Origin of the sequence: Bradyrhizobium sp. LjRoot220 (assembly GCF_964252915.1) — a bacterium.
Classification (GTDB): Bacteria; Pseudomonadota; Alphaproteobacteria; order Rhizobiales; family Xanthobacteraceae; genus Bradyrhizobium.
Window position 1 is genome coordinate 535025 of record NZ_CAXUPS020000003.1, and the last position, 18324, is coordinate 553348.

Sequence of the window (18324 nt, forward strand, 5' to 3'; positions counted from 1 at the left end):
ATCGCGCCGGATGTCCGCTTTCAGCTATTGCGGAGCAAAGTGTTGGGCGGGGCTGGAAGAACAATGCACGGATGACCTCATGATCCTGAAGAATCTGCTCTCGATGTCCGGCGTGAACATTGTGAAATCGGTGGTCCAGTTTCTGATGACGCTGCTGATGACGTATTTCGTCACCCCGGCCGAGTTCGGGTTGGTTGCCTTTTCGCTGCCGTTTGTCACGTTTATCGCGCTTCTTACCGATCTCGGGCTGTCGAGCGCAATGATTCAGCGCCCCTCGCTGACGCGCGACGAGACCGGCGCGGCCGTGACGATGATGCTGGCGATCGGCATCGGCTGCGCCGCGGTGCTGGCGGTAGTGGCGGGGCCGCTGGCCGGCGCCGTACGGATGGATGGCTTGGCGGGCGTGCTGGCCGCGCTGGCGGTCTCCGTCGTCCTTTCCATAGCGGCGCTCGGCCCGCGCGCGGTTCTCGAGCGCGCGCTGCGCTATCAGACGGTGGCGATGGTAGAGGCGGGCGCGTCGATCACCGCCGCATCGTTGGGTGTCCTCGGAGCCGTTCTGGGCTGGGGGATCTGGGCGCTGATTTCATATTACGTGCTGATGCAGGTCATTCGCGCGATCGCCTTCTACGCGATTGCGCGGCGTCAGATCAGGCTCAACTTCCGATGGCGCAGCGTTGCGTCGATGCTCTCGTTCGGGGGCTGGATACTGGCCTCAAACGTTCTCAATTTCGCCGCTCGCAACATCGGAAATTTGCTGATCGGAGCGAAGCTGGGCGCGGCGGCGGTGGGGCTCTTTGGCCTGGCCTTTCAGTTCATGATCTTTCCGTTGATGATCCTGTCATGGCCCGGCGGCGGAGTCTTGATGGCGACGCTGAGCCGCATGTCCGGTAATGAGCACCGCGCAGCACAGAACGCGGCGATTTGCGCGATGCTGAGTGTGACGGCAATGATTACCTTCCCCGCGATGATCTATCTGACGTTTGGGCTCTACTACCCGGTGACCACATTCCTTTCGCCTCATTGGCAGGAGGTATTGCCGCTGGTTAGCGTCCTCGCGCCGGCGGGGGCCGCACAATCCATTGCCGCCTACGCCGGCCCAATTCTGCTCGCGCGCGGGAAAGCCCGTCTGCAGTTCTGGATCAGCAGCGCCAACAGTGTCGCCATGATCGTGTCCTTTGTGGTGGCGCTGCCATTCGGTCTCAAGGCCGTTGCTATCGTGTATCTTGTCACGGCGATTATCGTGTGCACCTTTATGCTGGTGATTGGCGGCCGAAGTACCGGGCTGCCCTTCAAGTCGATCGTCAAGTCCCTGCTTCCAGCGACGGTCGCGACCCTTGCTGGAACTGTCGTGGCCCTCGCGGCGACGTCGGCGGACGTGACGAGCATGAAGCACTGGCTGCTTGCAACCGCTCTCTATCTGGTGGTCGTGCTGTCTTGTTACGCCGCCTTCCGGCATCAGATCCGCGGGAGCGTGCAATCGCTGCTTGGTCGATCCATTGAAGCGCGGCCGTCGGTGACCTGAGAGATGGTTGATATGAATGCAGGTGTGGAAGCTGAAAAGATCGCGAGACGTGAGCCTCTGCAGGCTCCGTGGCGCGCGGATTTGTTGGCGAACACCGGGAATTCCGGTGTCGGTGCTGCCGCGGTTGCCTTGATAACCGATCCCGGCTTTACGGTGATTACGTGGTGGCGTGCCGCCAAATGGCTGCGCTTCAGCACGCGCTGGGGGTCTCCCATTGCCTGGCTGATCGTGCGCTCGTTGGCGCGACGCGGCTGCTTCATGTCGTTGCTCGCGGAAATCGGCCCGGGACTCACCCTTCCACACCCGACCGGAATTGTGATTGGAGAGGGTGCGCAGGTCGGGAGTTCGGTTACCCTTTACCACAACGTGACCCTGGGCCGACATACCTGGAACGAGCCGGGCTGCCCGCGCGTCGGGGACGGTGCCGTCATCTATACCGGCGCTGTCATCATTGGACCCATCAAGATTGGCGAAGGTGCAACGGTGGCTGCGAACTCGGTCGTCAACCGCGATGTTCTACCGAAGGCGGTGGTGGCCGGCATTCCGGCCAAGTCCGTGCGTTCCGCATTGCCGTCTTCGACGTGATGCGGCGACATCGGTAAATTGGATCGCTTTGGTTTGTGCTTGATCGTCAGGCCGCTCCTGGCGTGGTTAAACCGTCACTCTGAGCGTCGATCGGCGGTCGCTCACTGGAATTAATCGACGAGGAGATGAGCATGTCGTCAATCATGACCGACTTTACGAGCATTTTTCCGTACCTTGCAGGTACGAAGTTCAACGAGAATATGGCCGTGACCTACAACGGCAAGATGGATGTCAGATACCGCAGTGACGTGTTGATCGACATGTGCCGCGGCAAGCGGATCCTTCATGTCGGGTGCTGCGACCACGTTCCGCTCATCAAGAAAAAGATCGATCACCGCGATTGGCTCCACGGTCTGATCACGGAGTGCTCCGAGTACACACTCGGTGTCGATATCGATCAGGACGCGGTGCGCGAGGCGAGCCGCATTTCCGGACTGGACAATATGGTGTCCGGCGATGTGACGTCCGGCCAGAAGATAGAGCAGATATCCGGTCGAAAATTCGATATTGCCCTGTTCGGTGAAGTCGTCGAGCACATCCCGAATCCGGTTTCGTTTCTCGGGCGATTTAGAGAGAACTACGGTGACGTCGTCGAGAAAATCGTGATTACCGTGCCGAATGCGTTCAGGGGCGGCAACATCAAGGGAATCCTGAACAATACCGAGACGATCAACTCCGACCATCGCTTCTTCTTTACGCCTTACACGATCGCAAAGGTTGCCTTGGACGCCGGGTTTTCTCCGGAGGAGATCCAGATGGCGACCTTCAAGAGGGCCGGCATGATGAAGACGATGCTGCTGCGGCGTTTGCCTCTGCTGGCCGAGGACATCATCTTCACCGGCTCAGTAGCCGCCGGCCGGGCGTAACCCGGCTCGGCGATTTGATGCGTCGAGGCCTCTACCAGTCCGGAAGACTTGAGCCATCAAGACTTGACCCATCAGGACTCGCCCCGTCGACCGGGGCTTGTCCGCTCAATCTCCGCAATCCTGCTTGAGGAAACCGATGCGCTCTGAGGGCGCATCGGCCGCGTCACGTCAGACGAACAGGAAGTTGCTGTGATCGAGGTTGGTCGCGTAGACGTTTTTCAGGGTGATCGTATCCGTGGATGACAGATGGATCAGCGTGTCGGTTCCGGATTGCGTAAACTGAAGGTGGCTGTAGTCGGCGACCAGCGACGCGGCGATCTGGATCGTATCATGGTTGGCCGCGGCGCCGGCCTGGAAGCTGTTGATCTGGTCATTGCCATGGTCGAAGACAATTTTTGTCGATCCCGGGGCCGCTGAGAACAGGTCGTTTCCGTTTCCGCCCTGTATCGACTGACCGGCGCTGACAGCCGTGACGGTGTGTGAGCCGTCGCTCTTCAGAAGATCGAGCTGCAGCAGAGTGCCGCCGGCGGCATAGCTTTCGTGCAGGGTCGCGCCCGGATTGTCGGCGACGACATACTTGTAGACGTCCTTGGTTCCGTCGGCGTTATTGAGGATCTGCTGGGTCTTGGATCCGGCGCTGTCGTACAGATCGGTCACTTTGCTGCCGTCGGCGTTGATGACCTGTTTATAATCCAGCGAACCGTCGGCGTGCAGACGGGTGTCGGAGGTGATCTTGCCGGCGGCGTCGATGTGCTGGATCTGGGTCGTGTAAGTCTGGCCGGTGATGTTGTAATAGTAGTTGTCGTCGCTGCCGTCGGCGTTGCTGACATACATCTTCATCTTGACGCCGGACGAGTACAGCGTGTTCGAGGACGAGCCATCCGTGTTCTGGACGTAGTCGCTGGTCAGGTTGCCTGCCGAGTCGAACAGCTTGCTTTCCTTGAAGCCGTCCGCGTTGGCGACGTAGATCGAGGCGACGACGCCGCCCGAATAATTCGTGGTGGTGACATCGCCCGTGGCCGTCTTGAGGACGTTCTGGACCAGCGCGCCTGACGAGGCGTTGTAGCTGCCCGTCTCGGTGGACCCATCCGTGTGGTGTGTGATCTCGGTGATCCTGTGACCGGTGCTGTCGTAGAGGTCCGTGACCTTGGTGCCGTCGCCGCTGATGACCTGGCGATATTCGAGCGTGCCGTCGGCGTGCCAGCGGGTGTCCGCCGTCATCTTGCCCGACGGATCGTAGTGCTGGGCCCGGGTCGTATAGGCCTGGCCGGTGATGTTGTAGTAGGTGTTGTCGTTGCTGCCGTCGGCGTTGGTGACGTACATCTTGGTCTTGATGCCCGCCGAGAACAGCGTGTTCGAGGACGAGCCGTCGGCGTTCTGCACCAGGTCGCTGGCGAGTTGGCCGGCGCTGTCGTAAATCTTGGCTTCCTTCGAGCCGTTGGCATTGACGATATAGACCGAGGCCAGCACCGACCCGTTATAGTTTGACGTCGTTATGTTGCCGGTCGCGGTCTGCACCACCTCCTGGACCAGATTGCCGGATGAATCGTACTTCTCGGTCGTGGTGGCGGTCGGATTCCAGCTGGTCACGGTGGTCTTGTGGCCGGCCGCGTCATACAGCGTGGTCACCTTGCTGCTGCCGTCGCTGCTGATGACCTTGGTGTAGGCGAGCGTTCCGTCGGCATGCCAGCGGGTGTCCGCGGTCAAAACGCCATTTGAATCGTAGTGCTGTTTCTGGGTCGTATAGGCCTGGCCGGTGATGTTGTAGTAGGTGTTGTCCTGACTGCCGTCGGCGTTGCTGACATACATCTTGGTCTTGACGCCGGCCGAAAACAGCGTGTTCGAGGACGAGCCATCGGTGTTCTGCACCAGATCGCTCGAGAGGCGGCCCGCGCTGTCATACAACTTCGCTTCCTTCGAGCCGTCGGCATTGGCGACATAGACCGAGGACAGCACCGACCCGTTATAGTTGGAAGTCGTCACGTTGCCGGTCGCGGTCTTCACCACCTGCTGGAGCAGATTGCCGGACGTATCGTATTTCTCGGTCGTGGTGGCGGTCGGGTTCCAACTGGTCACGGTGGCTTTGTGACCGGCCGCGTCATATAGCGTCGTCACCTTGCTGCTGCCGTCGCTGCTGGCCACCTTGGTGTAGGCGAGCGTTCCGTCGGCGTGCCAGCGGGTTTCCGCGGTCAATACGCCGTTCGAATCGTAGTGCTGTTTTTGCGTCGTATAGGACTGGCCGGTGATGTTGTAGTAGGTGTTGTCCTGGCTGCCGTCGGCATTGGTGACGTACATCTTGGTCTTGACGTTGGCCGAATACAGCGTGTTCGAGGACGAGCCATCAGTGTGCTGGATCAGGTCGCTGGTGAGGCGACCGGCGCTGTCGTAGATCTTCGCTTCCTTCGTGCCGTTGGAGTTGGCGATATAGACCGAAGCCAGCACCGACCCCTTGTAGTTGGAGGTCGTTACATCGCCGGTGACCGTGCGGACGACCTCCTGCACCAGGTTGCCGGACTGGTCGTACTTGCCGGTCGTGGTGGCGGCGGAGGTCCAGGCGATGACGGTGGTCTTGTGGCCGGTCGCGTCATACAGCGTCGTTACCTTGCTGAGGCCGTCGCCCGTGATCGTCTGGGTGTAGTCCAGCGAGCCGTCGGCGTGCCAGCGGGTATCCGAGGTCAATTGTCCGCTCGGGCTGTAGTGCTGAGTTTGGCTGGTATAGGTTTTTCCGGTGATGTTGTAATAGTTGTTGTCATGGCTGCCGTCGGCATTGGTGACGTACATCTTGGTCTTGACGCCGGCCGAATACAGCGTGTTCGAGGATGAGCCATCTGTGTTCTGCACCAGGTCGGCGGTAAGATTGCCGTTGGTCGCATCGAACGTCTTGGTTTCCCTGGAGCCGGTCGCCGCATCGACGGTGACCTGCTGGGTGGCCACGCCCGCTGTATAGAGGGTGCTATCCGTTGATCCGTCCGCAAATACCGTCGACTTGCTGGTGATGATTCCGCCGACGAAGTTGGACGTGCTGGTCGATTGCAGGTTTGCGGAAGAATCGAAGATCTTGGTGACGCTCCAGGCGCTGGTGGAGGTCGTTACCGAAAAGGAGTAGCCGCCTTGGATGGCTGAAAGCGCATTCCCATAATGCGAGATCATATAATTCATGGTCGATTCGGAGGCGACCGGAAGCACGTGAGTATCGGTCAAGGTAATCGTCGCCAGCGATTCATTGGTGTTCAACGACGACAACTGCAACGCAATCTCCGCGGCCGTGCCGCTGACATCGGTCGGCAGCGGCTCGTCGGGGGTCGACGGCGGCGCGTCGATCTCGATGATCAAGGGATGATCGCTGAGCGGGACAGTTATCTGGCTGACGTCGGTATAGGTCGCGATGGGGGTCGAGCCGCTCAACGGATCGTAAACGCTGACCGAATGGTGCACGCCTCCGAGATTGACGGTGACAGGCTGGGAAGGGTTGGAGATTTCCGTGTCGGTGGCGTCGTTCCAGACCTTCGGCTCGGCCCAGATGACGAGCTCATAGGCGCCGTTGCTCTTGCCGAGAACCATGCTGTTGCCCGAATCGGGCATGTTGCTGAGCGAGTAGCCCAGCTGCGTTGTTGGTTGCTGGCCACCGGTCCCATCGTCGCTCAGGATGGTCGTTAGATTGTGGACCGCGGTCGCGGCCAGCTTCGGCGTGCCATCGCCGTTGAACAAGCCGAAATGCATCTCCGGATCGTTGCTGACGCCGCTCGCGCCTGCGTCGAGCAGCTGGTAGAGATATGTCGTACCGACGCCGCCCTTGAAGGCGTCGACCAAGGTGTTGAGGATCGACTTGGCCTGCACGTTTTCGCTGGCGCCGATGTAGGGGGTGTCGCTCTGCGTCGTATAGCCGGTCTCGGTGATGACGGCCGGATTGCCTGATGAGACGGACTTGGCGTTGGCCAGCAACAACTGGAGAGTCGCCTGGGGCGTCGAACCCGTGCTGACATAGGCGTGCGAGTTCGCAAAGTCGGAAGCGCCCGACAGGTCGCCGAGCTTGGCATAGTCTGCCAGGTCATTGTAACCCAGCGACAGATTGTAGACGGCGATGTTGGCCAGGGCGGCATTTCCGTTCACGGCGGCAAAATAGGCGGCCTGGAACTGGGCTGCGGCTTCGATGGTGGAACTGCCGTTGTAGCTGAATGCCTGAAGGTTGGCCTCGTTCAGGCCTTCCAAGGCGATGATGCTTCCCGGATGGTCGGCGCCGAACTGTTCCACCGATGCCAGGTACTGCTGTAGTGCGTCACCGCCGCCGGCGGGCAAGCTGGAGGGAACAACGAGATCGAATTTGTAGCCGTCCGCGGCCAGTCCCTGCAGAACGGGTTGCGCCTCCGGAATGTTGGTAAGCCCGTCGCGCAGCTTCGTGACGCCGAGATATTCGAGGCTGTCCTGCAACAGGGCAAGATTGTCGTACGAACCCCAGGAATACCCGACATGCGTATTGACCCCGATGGAACTGACAAAGGAACTTGCGGAGAGGATGGTCTGATCGGCGGATGCGGTCATCGATTGCTCGGCTGTTTGAAGGGGAGAGTTGATGCGAGAGTTAGCTTCCAGAGTTCTCTTTTGAGTTTTTGATTTGGATAAAAGTCGAAGCAACAAGGAGTTTTTTCATTGTTGCCTATCCAGTTGCTCGAGCTCTGAAGTGGAAACCTGGAAACCAGAATCGCGAAGCCCCTGAGGATTTACAAGTTGGTAAGTTCTCAAGATGACGGAGTGAAGGCGATGGCTGCCTTGCATTGCCTACTTAGAATGCTTGGCTGCTTGCCAAGCAGGCAATCATGCGCTTCGAGAATGGTCGAGACCGAAAGAATACGGGCGTTCAGCCGGAACCTTTTCAATCGCAAGTTTGTTCGCGATGCTAACCTCTGCATCTCCGGCATGAGTTCCTTGAACGCTTTGGTTGGTTCCCGGACTGGACCCGACTTTTGCGGCGCGCTAAACTTAAAAACGCCTCACCCCGGCAGATAAAAAACCTTTCCCCGGCAATAGCAGAAGCGGCGCGCGGATCGGGTTTCGCACGCCCAGACGTCAGAAGGTGGTCATGATGAGTGTTGTAAAGGCAACTGGGACTGAGCGGATGACCGGGACGAACCTTGCGCGGCGGCTGGGCCTATCGCTTGTCGTCGTGGCTGCGGCCGCGATGATCTCGTGGCCCGCCAATGCCTTGGAGTGGGGCACCAACGGGCCTTCCGCCATCAGAGCGAATTTGGGGCCCGCCTTTAAAGTCATGAAAGAGCGCGGCCTGACCCAGTTCAGGATAGGTGTGAATCTTACCAAGGACACCGAACCGACCGAAGCCCCGATGTTGAGGCGCGCGATCGCGCAGGCCAAGACCTACGGGATAACGCTGCATCCCGTGTTCGGCTTCGCCTTCCGGTGGGGAGATCGCACGGATGCGGGCAACTATCCGAAAGGTGACCGCGACGCGCTGTATCGCCAGGGCTTCAATCGAACCTACGATTTCGTCAATCAATTCAAGCACGATATCAAGGACTGGGAACTGGAGAACGAGCTGAACCTCGTCGCGCACGGTCCGGACGGCAAGCGATTGTTTGGAAGCGGCGGCACCGCGGAAGAGTTTGAGCTGCCCGTCATGGAGGATTGGGCGGCCGTCTTGCGCGGGGCTTCAGACGCGATCGACAGGATCAACAAGGAGAACGGACTTCATTTGCGCAAAGTCCTGAATACGACGTCGACGATGTTCGGCTTTCTGGACTTCATGGCCGCGCGAGGGGTCGGGTTTGATGTGATTTCCTACCACTATTACGAAGTGCTGGGAGAGAACCCCAACAAAGCCTGGAACGGTCGCAATCCGCGGTTCAACCTGTTCAAGAAACTGGCCACCTATCGCAGACCCGTCGTGTTCAATGAGATCAATTGCGGCGAGATTTACAAACCGAACTATGGCAACAAGCCCGGCGACCATATGACCGAGCGCTGCCTGAAGAGCCTGAATGACACGCTCACCGCACTGAGAGACCAAAAGGATATCGTGATCGACAGCATCAGCATCTATGAGCTGCTCGATGAGCCTGCCAAGGCGCCGCCTGAAAATCGGTTCGGCCTGATGTACGATCTCAAGACGCCGAAAATCGCGATGTACCTCGTCTCCCGCTTTGCGGGGGTTCGTCTCTCTCCTGAAGAGGCCGCCGAATTGGAAAAGAGAGGGCTTTGAGGGGGAGGCCGGCCGACACGTGCCGCCGACCCGGGCTACCAATTCGCGATGCGTCCGGCCCGCATCTTGCACCCTGCACCCGGAAAAGTCGCGCAAATTCGAGAAAATCCGGGCGTGCGTCAGAGATCTGTCATCGATAAGGGCGGATTTCCAAGCTAGAACCCTGCCTTATGTTTCATGATATCGAATAGAGAGATAAATCGATGACCGAGGTCGCTTCCAGCAGCGCCAATGTCTTGTTTCTGGTTGAAGTGGTGAATTGCAACGACGGCATCGCTTCGTATTGCGAGACGCTTGCGACCGGGCTGCACGGTCGTGGCGTGCAGATCTATCTGGTCTCCGGCGAAGTGCGCTCGGACGAGAAGTCTGAATACAAGCGCAGGAAATTGACCGCGGCCGTCAAGGAATGGCATGAGATCCCTGGACTGAGAAAGCTGCCGTCGCCAGCGATATTTTTTCGGCTGCTGAAGCTGATCCGGGAACGCAAGATTACGGTCATCAACGTCCACGGTCTCGGTATGCTGCTGTGGGGCAGGTTGTTGTCTCTGCTGACGGGAGCCCGCGTCGTTGCGACGTATCATCCGTCCGTGCTGGGCAATATCGAAAACGCCCAGAACGCGCCGAAGTCACAGTTCAGTCTGAAGCAGATACTGTTCTTCAACGCCTTCTTTCCCCACAAGCTGATCCTGATGTCTGAGGAATCGCGTCAGCACCTCAGTCGATATCTGGTGCTTCGGAAGGATGGAATTGCAAAGGTCTACGGCGGCGTTGACACGGATCATTTTTGTCCGCCTTCGGCTGCTGACCGGCAGCAAGCGCGGCAGAAATTCGGCCTGAAGGAAAGCGACTTCATGTGCCTGCTCGCGGCGCGCCTCGCATGGGTCAAGGGGCACGATCTGCTCATCAAGGCGGCGCGGAAGATACGTGACCAGGGTGGTCAGTCCTCGCTCGATTTAAAGTGCTTCTTTGTGGGGAGCGGCGGTGCCGACCGCGAAAAGGAGATTAAATCGTTCGCCTATGCCGGCGATGAAAAGGACCATCACACGTTCAAGTTCCTCGGCTTCATGGGCGACGTCCGCGAGGCATTATGGGCTGCCGACGTGTTTGTGCTTCCCAGCCGGTTCGAAGGATTTCCCTTGGGTGTTGCCGAAGCGATGGCGACGGGGCTGGTCCCGGTCCGGACCCCGGCCGGCGGCGCCTCCGATCAGATCATCAACGGGCAAACCGGCTTTGTCGTTCCGTTCGAAGACGTGGATGCTCTGGCCCAGGCGATCGAAAAGCTTACCGATCCCGCCCGTCGGCAGACGATGGCACGAAACTGCATCGCGCGGGCCCAGCAGTATTTCGGTGTCGGTCCGATGGTCGATCAAACCCTGCAGATCTACGGTTTGGCTTCGCCGCAGTCGTGATTTGACCTTGAATTCATTCGGCGCGTCGCAACCCGCTTCGGGAAACGCGGCGCTAGCGTAATGGATCAATCGGGGCCGGACCCTGGTCCAGCCGCCTCGCCGACAGGAATTGACCCTGCCAGGCGACGAGCACGACGGCCATGGCTGAGACGACGATTTTGCCAACCAGCCAAAGCACGGGTTCGGAAGGGGCTGCGGCGAAGGCTCCAATCAAGATGGCTACTATGACGGACTGGCCTAGCAGGAGCCAGCTTGGGATCACTCCGAAACGAATAATCGGACCACTGTCGCACAACATGACGATTGCCGTCGCAACGGCAGCGCTCGCAATCTGAGCGGCTGTAGACAGGCCCATCACCGCGGCAATCGATGAGACGACCGACACCAGCGCCAGTTGGCAGGTAGCGACGACCACAAGCCTGGTTGCGGATTTTCTCAAGTGCGGGATGACCGCAAGCGTCGCCTGGAGATGGGTATGTAGAAAATAAAACACCGTAGCTGCCGGCGCCACGGCCAGGAAATCCATCAGGAGATCGGCCGGAACGAACAGCCGGCTTGCATCCGGGAGAAAGCCGATCAGGCCGCCCAGCATGACGGTCGTCGCGCATAGAATGAAGTCGACGAACCGGGACGTTGCCTGACGCGCCTCGTGATCGGTGCCGCGCTCGAACTGGACGACCACCTCAGGATAGCTCACGGAGTGTATCGCGGCCATGAGAACCGCGAATGGCCGTTGCAGCAGATCGATCGCCATTAAAAAGGCGGCCGTCGCCGTGGCGGCGGATGCTCCCAGGCTGCCGACAATGATGAAACGCAGCATCACCGGAACGGAGAGATGAATCACCGAGGCGCCGGCGGCCAGCATTCCGTAGCGGGAGAAATCCACCCAATCCGTCAACATGGTGCGGTGAGGTACGCTTCGCAGCGGCATGCGATGCGCCAACAGGCCGGCTATCAGGGATGTCGCATGGCCGGCGACGATGCCAAGGAGAGTGGCTTCGGCCGTTCCATGGATGCTCGCGCCAGCAACAGCGCCGACCAGCAGGAGACTGGCCCGCAAGATCAGGAGGACGGCCGCGGTACCAAGACGATCCGACACGCGGATAGCCATGAAGTACATATCCGTGAGTCCCTGCAGGACCGCGATGGCCAGCCCAAGCGCGACCACCCGGGGCGCGAGGGTTCCGATCAGTGACGCGGCGCTGCCGACCGAAACCAGCACCACGGTGCTCAACAATCCCGCGGCGAACAACGAGGATCGTAATCTTGCTGCGTCTTCCCGGTCCGCCGCAGCGAGAAAACGAACGCCCGCAAGTTGCAGCCATTCGAACATGAATACGCACAGCAGCTGGCTTGAGGCCAAAGCGAGTGAAAATGAAGTGTAGCTGGCGGGTGGCAGCAGGTGGCTGGTGGCAAAGATGAGCGCGATGGCTGTCGCACTCTGGAAGACATAGCCACCAAACGCGAGGAGGCGGATCATTTCAGACCGGCATGAGTTGGCCGGCCCGGGTATCGAGTCGGGACGCAACTCGCGATCGTCGTGGTCGGAACCATCATGATCTGGCCACTCCCCGGGATTGCCTGACGTGTTCGAAAGCGTCGCGATATCTGGCGACGACGTCGATGAAGGTCCATTCGTTGATCCCGGCCTTTAACCTTCGGCTGATCTCGGCAATCTGCTGGGGAGATTCAATAATCTGCAATAGGCTCTTGGTCAGAGATCCAGCGTCAGGTGCCGTCAACCATCCCGTAACATCCTGTTCGATCACTTCCTGTATTCCGCCGAAGCGGGTTCCGAGCAGCGGCTTTCCGGCTGCCTGCGCGTCGGCCACCACCAGCGGGCTGGGGTCTTCCCAAACTGACGGGACTACCACGACATCGACCTGCTCGTAGAATTCCCTTGGTGCGACGAAACCCAGGAAATCAATTCGGGCGTTGGGCGCCAGCAATTTGATATGCGCACGCTGGCTTTCTGTCGCATGGCCGGCGATGACAAGCCGCATCAGGTGAGGTGGAATTGCCGCAACCGCCTGGACGAGGTTGTAGATACCCTTCTCCTGCATCAATCTTCCGATAAACCCAAAGGTAACCGTTCCGTCGGGTCGCACCGTGATCTTGTCACCGACATCTGCCGTCGAAGCGTTACGAATGACGGTGCGCAGTGGCGTATCGGAGAAGAGTCCCAACTGCGTGTGGATATCAAGGATACGCTGGCTTACACCCACGACGGCGTCGAGATGCTTGGTCGTGCCGCGTCGGTTGACCGTCAGGATCTTGCAACTGACGCAGGTGTTGGCACACGCGCTTCCATTCGAGAAGCGAGAGCACCGCGGGCAGGTAAGGTAATAGTCGTGAAGGGTATGAAGAACCGGGACGTCCAGTTCCGAAGAGGTTTTCCATACCGCCGTCGTCAATCCCGAAAGATTATTGGAATGCAGGATGTCGGGCTTGAAGGCCTGGATTCGCGCGGCAACCAGTTGCGCGGTCTGCTGCCAGTCTTCCACCGCATGCCAGATGGCACGGATCGGCGCGCTACGCGGTTTGGTGAACGGGAAATACACATTCTTTACCGGCGCCGAATAGACGTCGATGCCGTTGCACGTTTCCATTTCCTGGTTGGGAGCCGACGCGGCGCGGATCACCTCCACGCTGTCACCCTTGTCCAACAGGCTTTCGGCAAGTCGGCGCACGAATATCTCCGCGCCGCCCACGACCTTGGGAGCCTGCGGCGTTGGATAGATCGACGACGTAATAAGAACTCTCATTGAAGGAGTCTCGCCCCCAAGGAACAATAAAGGGATGGATGCTGGAAACTATTCCCTGTCAGGGAGCCTTCGAATTACCGGCCGAATAAACCTCCATGTATTGCCGCGTGACCGAATCCGGCGAGAATTTTTCCGCGAAATCCGATTGTAGCGGCTGTGTCGTTTTCCATCTCGATGTGTCGCTGACCGCCTTCGCCATGAGCTCGGCCAATTGACGAAAATCATTCGGCTCGTAGGAGCCCACCATATTGGAAAATCCGGATATCTCCGGAATCCCACCCGCCGTCGAGCAGATGGTTGCGCGGCCGGCGTTAATGCTTTCGATCAGCGTGCGCGGCAACGGCTCCGGCCAGACCGAACTGACGAGGCAGACGTCAATGCTTGCGTAGAAATTTGCGGCTTTTGTAAAGCCAAGCCATTCGATGCGATCGCTTTTCTGGCCGGCTTTCAGGCCGCGGACGTACTGCTCGAGCCCCTTTCCGGCGATCTTCAGCTTCCAACCTGCGTCAGGTAGAAGTTCGGCGGCCTTGAGTACGATCTCGATACCCTTTTCGGCCTCGATCCGCCCAATGAAGCCGAACACCAGATCGCCGGTGGCGGGCGGCGAAACCGGAGCCAGTTCGCTGGCGTCGGCAATATTGAAGATGACCTTGCCCGGGCTCCTGGCGAAATAGCCAAGTTTCTGGTGCTGATCCAGCACAAACTGGCTGTTCGAAACGACGGCATCGACCATGCGCGAAGCAATCAGCGACGGGGCGGTCATGGTCGTGCAGGCCGGGCACCGGCGCGTACATGTCTCTCCGTTGCGGAACAGGGTCGACCTTTTGCAGATCAGGGAATAATCGCGCAGCGTGTGGACGACCCGTAGCTTGCGGCGCTTGGCTTCCGACCACAACGCTACCGAAAATCCGGTGAGATTGTTGGTGTGCAAAACGTCCGGCGCTTCAGTATCAAGGATGGCGCCGAAGCGCTTGGCGGCCTGGCGATTCCAGGTGTCGCGCAAATGCCACTTCAGTCGTCGCAACCGCGACGGCTTCCGGTCCTGGTCGAACGGCCAATAGTCATTATCGATCTGCAGCCTGTAGACGCGAACGCCCTTGATCTCGCTGATCGAGGTTTCCGGCGCCTTGTGAAGGCAAACCACCGAAACCTGATGACCCCTGAGGGCGAGCGCCTCCGCCAGCAAGGAAACGGAAACTTCAGCGCCCCCCATGATTTCCGGAGGGTATAGGCTGTTTACAAGGAGTATCTTCAACTATCGCCTCATCGGTGTCGGTCGGTTGCTGCCGTTGCCTTGCTATGAAACAGGTCCTGAGCGCTCGACTCGTTCGACCTTACCGTCCACGAGGCGGTGCTGCCAGCCGAAACGCGCGTCAGCGCACTCAACAACGAGTGCAGTCATTAAACGAGTGCAGTCATTAAATGTCCTGCCTCCAAGGAGGTCAGGAAATTAAATCCCTGTAAGCAAGCGCCGCCAGGAAGGTCGGCCGCCTGGCTGGTTGTCCGGATCCTGGGAGAAACCAGATCCGCATCGTTCGCCGCCACATGGCTAGTCCTTGCGGCGGAGCAAGTCCTCGAATATCCCGCGGTATTCGGCGACGACTTCCGAAAATGTACGTTGACTGTTCTTGTCGGCAAATTTCCGGGTCATGGTTGCCAATTCGTCGGGATTCGACATGATCCTCCTGATACTTTCGGCGAGCGAGTCGGAATCAGGCTCCGTAAGCCATCCGACCGCGCCCCTTGCGACAGCCTCGGGTATGCCTCCGAAGCGGGTGCCGAGGAACGGCTTGCCAGCGGCCTGGGCATCAGCGACCACGATGGGGCCGGGCTCCTCCCAGATCGGCGGAATGACCACGACGTCGATTTGACGATAGAAGGTTTCGGGGGCGACAAATCCGAGGAACTCGATCCGGGCTTCGGGTGCCAGCGCACGCAACCGCTCCTTCATCTCGGTGCTGGCATAGCCTGCGATCACCAGCTTGACGGAGGTTGGCGGCAACGTACCGACTGCCTTGACCAGATTGTAAATGCCTTTCTCCTCGGTCAGGCGTCCGATGAAGCCCAGCGTCAGGAGGTCGGCCGGGCGTCTGGGCTCTGGTGCGGACGCGGCAGGGGGGAGTGCCGAGGCGTGCCGGATCACCTTGCGAAGCGGTGTGTCTGCGAAGAGGCCCAAATCGGTATGAATATCCAGAATGCGCTGGCTCACGCCAACGATCGCGCTGAGCTGCCTGGTCGCGGTGCGACGGCTTACGGTTAGTATCTTGCAGCTGAAGCAGGTGTGCGTGCAGGTGCTGCCGTGGGAGAAGCGCGAACAGCGCGGGCACGTCAGGTAATAATCATGCAAGGTGTGGACGATGGGGACGCCGTGATCGGATGCGGCTTTCCAGACGGCCGTCGTCAGGCCCGACAGATTGTTGGAATGCAGAACGTCAGGCCTGAACGCCTTGATCCGGTCCGCCACCAATTTTGTCGACCGCCGCCAATCTTCGACTGCGTGCCAGATCCCCCGCATCGGTGCGCTGTGTTGTTCGGTGAACGGAAGATAGATGTTACTGACCGGCTCGGAATAGATATCGACGTCGTCGCATGATTCCGTTGGTTGGTTGGGGGCCGACGCCGCGCGGATCACTTCCACGCTGTCCCCGCTTGCGACGAAGCCCTCGACCAGCCGGCGCACGAATATTTCCGCGCCACCGACGACCTTTGGGGCCTGCGGGGTTGGATAGAGGGATGTCGTAACAAGGACCCTCATTAAAAATGAGCCGTCCCGGCAAGGATACTATGGCGATTGGTTGAAATTGTTCTCATTGCTGCAGAACGGTCCCCCTGGCTGTCATTCGAATACATCTCCAAATATTCGCTCTGGTCTCAGGCGTGAGTTTCTCCGCAAGGCCTGGTCGGGAGGCAGACGTTTTTTCCATCGAACGGCCTCGCCGATTCTCATTCAACATCAGTCTGGCCAGCCCACGGCGATCGTTGGTTGGTACGTGCCCAGAAGCTTGGAAAGCTCCGATATCTCCCTATCCCATCCGCACTGGAGCAAATTGTGGCGCGGCCGGAGCTATTTCCGTCGATCAGGATGTGCAGCAGGGCTCCGGCCAGTCCGAGCTGATCAGGCAGCCGTCGATACCGGCGTAAAATCCCGAGGTTTGACAAAGCCCGGCCCTTGCCCGCGGTCGGGCCACCCTGGGAGAGGTTGCCGCGGCTGGACGCGCGCTGGTGTCTGCAATGTTGAAAAAGATCACACGATCTGAATTCCGGAAAATGTATCCCGGACACTGAGGCCGCGCGAGCACGTGCCGGCTATTGGAGGCGACGGCGTCGACCAGATGCGAGGCAGGCCAGGACGCTGCCGGCGTGCCGCATTCACCGGCAGCTCGGGTGCCTTCAACAGGCCTGCTGCGGTGGTCTATCGCCTGAGCGTCTCTGTCTTCTCCTTGCGGGTTCGAACTCGGCGATGCTCCATCCCTGCCCTATCTCGTGTTCGCAATCGTGGCGCCGATATTCGCCGCATTCACGGTTGCTGCGTTCAGCGGAGCCATCAACTTGATGAACTCGGTTGACGGCGCCTCCGCGACCGAAATCACGTCGTGATCGCGCATCCGGAACGAGTCCGCGTGGAACCAGCCGTCGGGCTTGCTCATATCGAACTTGTAGACTGCGGGCACCAACTCGGTCGGGAATTGAGATACCTGCAATCCGATCCGCTCCAGCAGGGGCTTCGGCTCGAAGCGATAGACGAAGATCGATTTGGAATCGGCGCGGATGCCGTCCAGTCCGCCTGCTTTCGCCAGCCCTTCGGCCAACGTCATGTTGTCGTTTTCGAAGGTGAAGCGGCGATTGTTGGTGCCGCCAATCGAGCCGGGCGAAGGTGTCGACCCGAAGACCATGAACACCCTTGGAACCCGGGTCAGGAAAACAACGTCGCCAGGAGCGAGCAATATGTCTTCACCGGGATGATGGACCACGCTCGACATCGACTCGTTGTAGGTCCGGCCGCTCCGTTTGATCGTGATGGTGGACTCGTAAGATGGATATTTGGGACCGCCCGCCCGTGCGATGGCCCCCATCAGTCGAATGCCGCCGGGATCGACAGGGAAGCGCAGGGGCGTGTTGACTTCGCCAAGTACGCTAACCTGGTTCCCGCGCTGCTCGGCCACGCTGACGACGGCCTGCGGGTCGATAGCGCGGTCCTTGAGACGTTCGCGAATGATGTTGGACACGGCGCGCGGGGTCAGGCCGGATACCTTGATCGATCCGGCATACGGGATGTTGATATTGCCAGACTGATCGACCTGCTGGCGTGGAATGTCGACGAAATTACCTGGCCGTACGCCCGCCTCGCGCGGGATAAACAGACCGCCGGCCTGGGCCTCGTAAACGGTGACGGTAACGATATCGCCGACACCGATGGTCACATCGCGATAGTTCCCGCCAGGCAACCGGGAAAATACCAACCCGGCGCTGTCGGTAAAGGAATTGGTGGCCTGCAGCACCACCGGATTGATCGGCATCAAGACGTAGGGCAGCGGCGCCGACGGCTCCGTCACGATAGCGGCGTTCGAACGCGTCGATACCGCATCCGGCGAATCCAACGGAATGAAGCCCGCGCAACCGCCGAGCGCCAACGCGAGTGCCACAAAAAGAGCAGAAGAACAAATCAGCCCTTTTGACTTTGCTCTTCTTTCAATCACCACAGCACCCTCGCGATACGCTTCGTCCAATTTAATACTCTTCGTTCCGTCGTCCCATCTGACCGTAGCAATCATCCGGATCCGAAGTCACGCCCGAGCACCGTTCTTGCGAGGTAAAGCCTCGCCCATGTGACCTTCTTGCAACTTTCGCTGAGAGGGTTCTGAGCAAAACCCGGCTAAAGTTTGAGCACGACGTGATAGGACAGCAAACGTGCCATTTTCTCGTCACCGTCCTGCCTTCATACCTCGCGGGCAATTAAATGAGGGCA

At 59.3% G+C, this 18324-nt stretch carries 11 protein-coding genes; 5 read left to right on the forward strand and 6 right to left on the reverse strand.

From position 1 onward, the window contains the following. Positions 1 to 79 precede the first annotated feature (79 nt). From ACSQ84_RS16670 to ACSQ84_RS16680, 3 genes are all read left to right on the forward strand, one after another. Positions 80 to 1522, forward strand: a complete 1443-nt coding sequence (locus tag ACSQ84_RS16670; protein WP_436212768.1) for a lipopolysaccharide biosynthesis protein — start codon at positions 80 to 82, stop codon at positions 1520 to 1522. 3 nt (positions 1523 to 1525) lie between these two features. Beyond that, positions 1526 to 2107 carry a serine O-acetyltransferase gene (locus tag ACSQ84_RS16675; RefSeq protein WP_436212769.1) on the forward strand — a complete coding sequence of 194 codons (582 nt, stop codon included), beginning with the start codon at positions 1526 to 1528 and terminating at the stop codon, positions 2105 to 2107. Between the two features lie 131 nt (positions 2108 to 2238). Next, entirely contained in the window at positions 2239 to 2973 is a 735-nt protein-coding gene (locus tag ACSQ84_RS16680) for a class I SAM-dependent methyltransferase (protein WP_436212770.1), read from the forward strand. 168 nt (positions 2974 to 3141) lie between these two features. Here ACSQ84_RS16680 and ACSQ84_RS16685 read toward each other — a convergent pair whose 3' ends face one another. Then, positions 3142 to 7512, reverse strand: coding sequence for an RHS repeat protein (locus ACSQ84_RS16685; RefSeq protein WP_436212771.1), 4371 nt, complete (start codon positions 7510 to 7512; stop codon positions 3142 to 3144). Positions 7513 to 8086: 574 nt separating this feature from the next. On the opposite strand from ACSQ84_RS16685, the gene ACSQ84_RS16690 reads away from it, so the two are divergent. Together ACSQ84_RS16690 and ACSQ84_RS16695 are read left to right on the forward strand one after the other, a co-directional pair. Further along, positions 8087 to 9184: a hypothetical protein gene (locus ACSQ84_RS16690; protein ID WP_436212772.1), complete on the forward strand. Its 1098-nt coding sequence runs from the start codon at positions 8087 to 8089 to the stop codon at positions 9182 to 9184. 203 nt (positions 9185 to 9387) lie between these two features. After that, the gene (locus tag ACSQ84_RS16695; protein WP_436212773.1) at positions 9388 to 10593 is read left to right on the forward strand and encodes a glycosyltransferase family 4 protein; all 1206 of its coding nucleotides are present in this window, start codon (positions 9388 to 9390) and stop codon (positions 10591 to 10593) included. A gap of 52 nt (positions 10594 to 10645) precedes the next feature. On the opposite strand, the gene ACSQ84_RS16700 is transcribed toward ACSQ84_RS16695, so the two are convergent. The 5 genes from ACSQ84_RS16700 to ACSQ84_RS16720 all read right to left on the reverse strand — a co-directional run bounded on the left by ACSQ84_RS16700 (position 10646) and on the right by ACSQ84_RS16720 (position 18130). After that, complete coding sequence (locus ACSQ84_RS16700; protein ID WP_436212774.1) at positions 10646 to 12073, reverse strand: hypothetical protein; 1428 nt, start codon at positions 12071 to 12073, stop codon at positions 10646 to 10648. A gap of 73 nt (positions 12074 to 12146) precedes the next feature. After that, positions 12147 to 13358 carry a glycosyltransferase family 4 protein gene (locus ACSQ84_RS16705; RefSeq protein WP_436212775.1) on the reverse strand — a complete coding sequence of 404 codons (1212 nt, stop codon included), beginning with the start codon at positions 13356 to 13358 and terminating at the stop codon, positions 12147 to 12149. A gap of 58 nt (positions 13359 to 13416) precedes the next feature. Further along, entirely contained in the window at positions 13417 to 14571 is a 1155-nt protein-coding gene (locus ACSQ84_RS16710) for a glycosyltransferase family 4 protein (RefSeq protein WP_436212776.1), read from the reverse strand. A gap of 336 nt (positions 14572 to 14907) precedes the next feature. Next, positions 14908 to 16038, reverse strand: a complete 1131-nt coding sequence (locus ACSQ84_RS16715; protein WP_436212777.1) for a glycosyltransferase family 4 protein — start codon at positions 16036 to 16038, stop codon at positions 14908 to 14910. Between the two features lie 796 nt (positions 16039 to 16834). Continuing rightward, positions 16835 to 18130 (reverse strand): polysaccharide biosynthesis/export family protein, encoded by a 1296-nt coding sequence (locus tag ACSQ84_RS16720; RefSeq protein WP_436212778.1) that lies wholly within the window; start codon positions 18128 to 18130, stop codon positions 16835 to 16837. Positions 18131 to 18324 lie beyond the last annotated feature (194 nt).

Bases quoted from the DNA above. Each gene is read 5' to 3' on its own strand.
- ACSQ84_RS16670 (WP_436212768.1), top strand. From the start codon at position 80: ATGATCCTGAAGAATCTGCTCTCGATGTCCGGCGTGAACATTGTGAAA.
- ACSQ84_RS16675 (WP_436212769.1), top strand. From the start codon at position 1,526: ATGGTTGATATGAATGCAGGTGTGGAAGCTGAAAAGATCGCGAGACGT.
- ACSQ84_RS16680 (WP_436212770.1), top strand. From the start codon at position 2,239: ATGTCGTCAATCATGACCGACTTTACGAGCATTTTTCCGTACCTTGCA.
- ACSQ84_RS16685 (WP_436212771.1), bottom strand. From the start codon at position 7,512: ATGACCGCATCCGCCGATCAGACCATCCTCTCCGCAAGTTCCTTTGTC.
- ACSQ84_RS16690 (WP_436212772.1), top strand. From the start codon at position 8,087: ATGACCGGGACGAACCTTGCGCGGCGGCTGGGCCTATCGCTTGTCGTC.
- ACSQ84_RS16695 (WP_436212773.1), top strand. From the start codon at position 9,388: ATGACCGAGGTCGCTTCCAGCAGCGCCAATGTCTTGTTTCTGGTTGAA.
- ACSQ84_RS16700 (WP_436212774.1), bottom strand. From the start codon at position 12,073: ATGATCCGCCTCCTCGCGTTTGGTGGCTATGTCTTCCAGAGTGCGACA.
- ACSQ84_RS16705 (WP_436212775.1), bottom strand. From the start codon at position 13,358: ATGAGAGTTCTTATTACGTCGTCGATCTATCCAACGCCGCAGGCTCCC.
- ACSQ84_RS16710 (WP_436212776.1), bottom strand. From the start codon at position 14,571: ATGGGGGGCGCTGAAGTTTCCGTTTCCTTGCTGGCGGAGGCGCTCGCC.
- ACSQ84_RS16720 (WP_436212778.1), bottom strand. From the start codon at position 18,130: ATGATTGCTACGGTCAGATGGGACGACGGAACGAAGAGTATTAAATTG.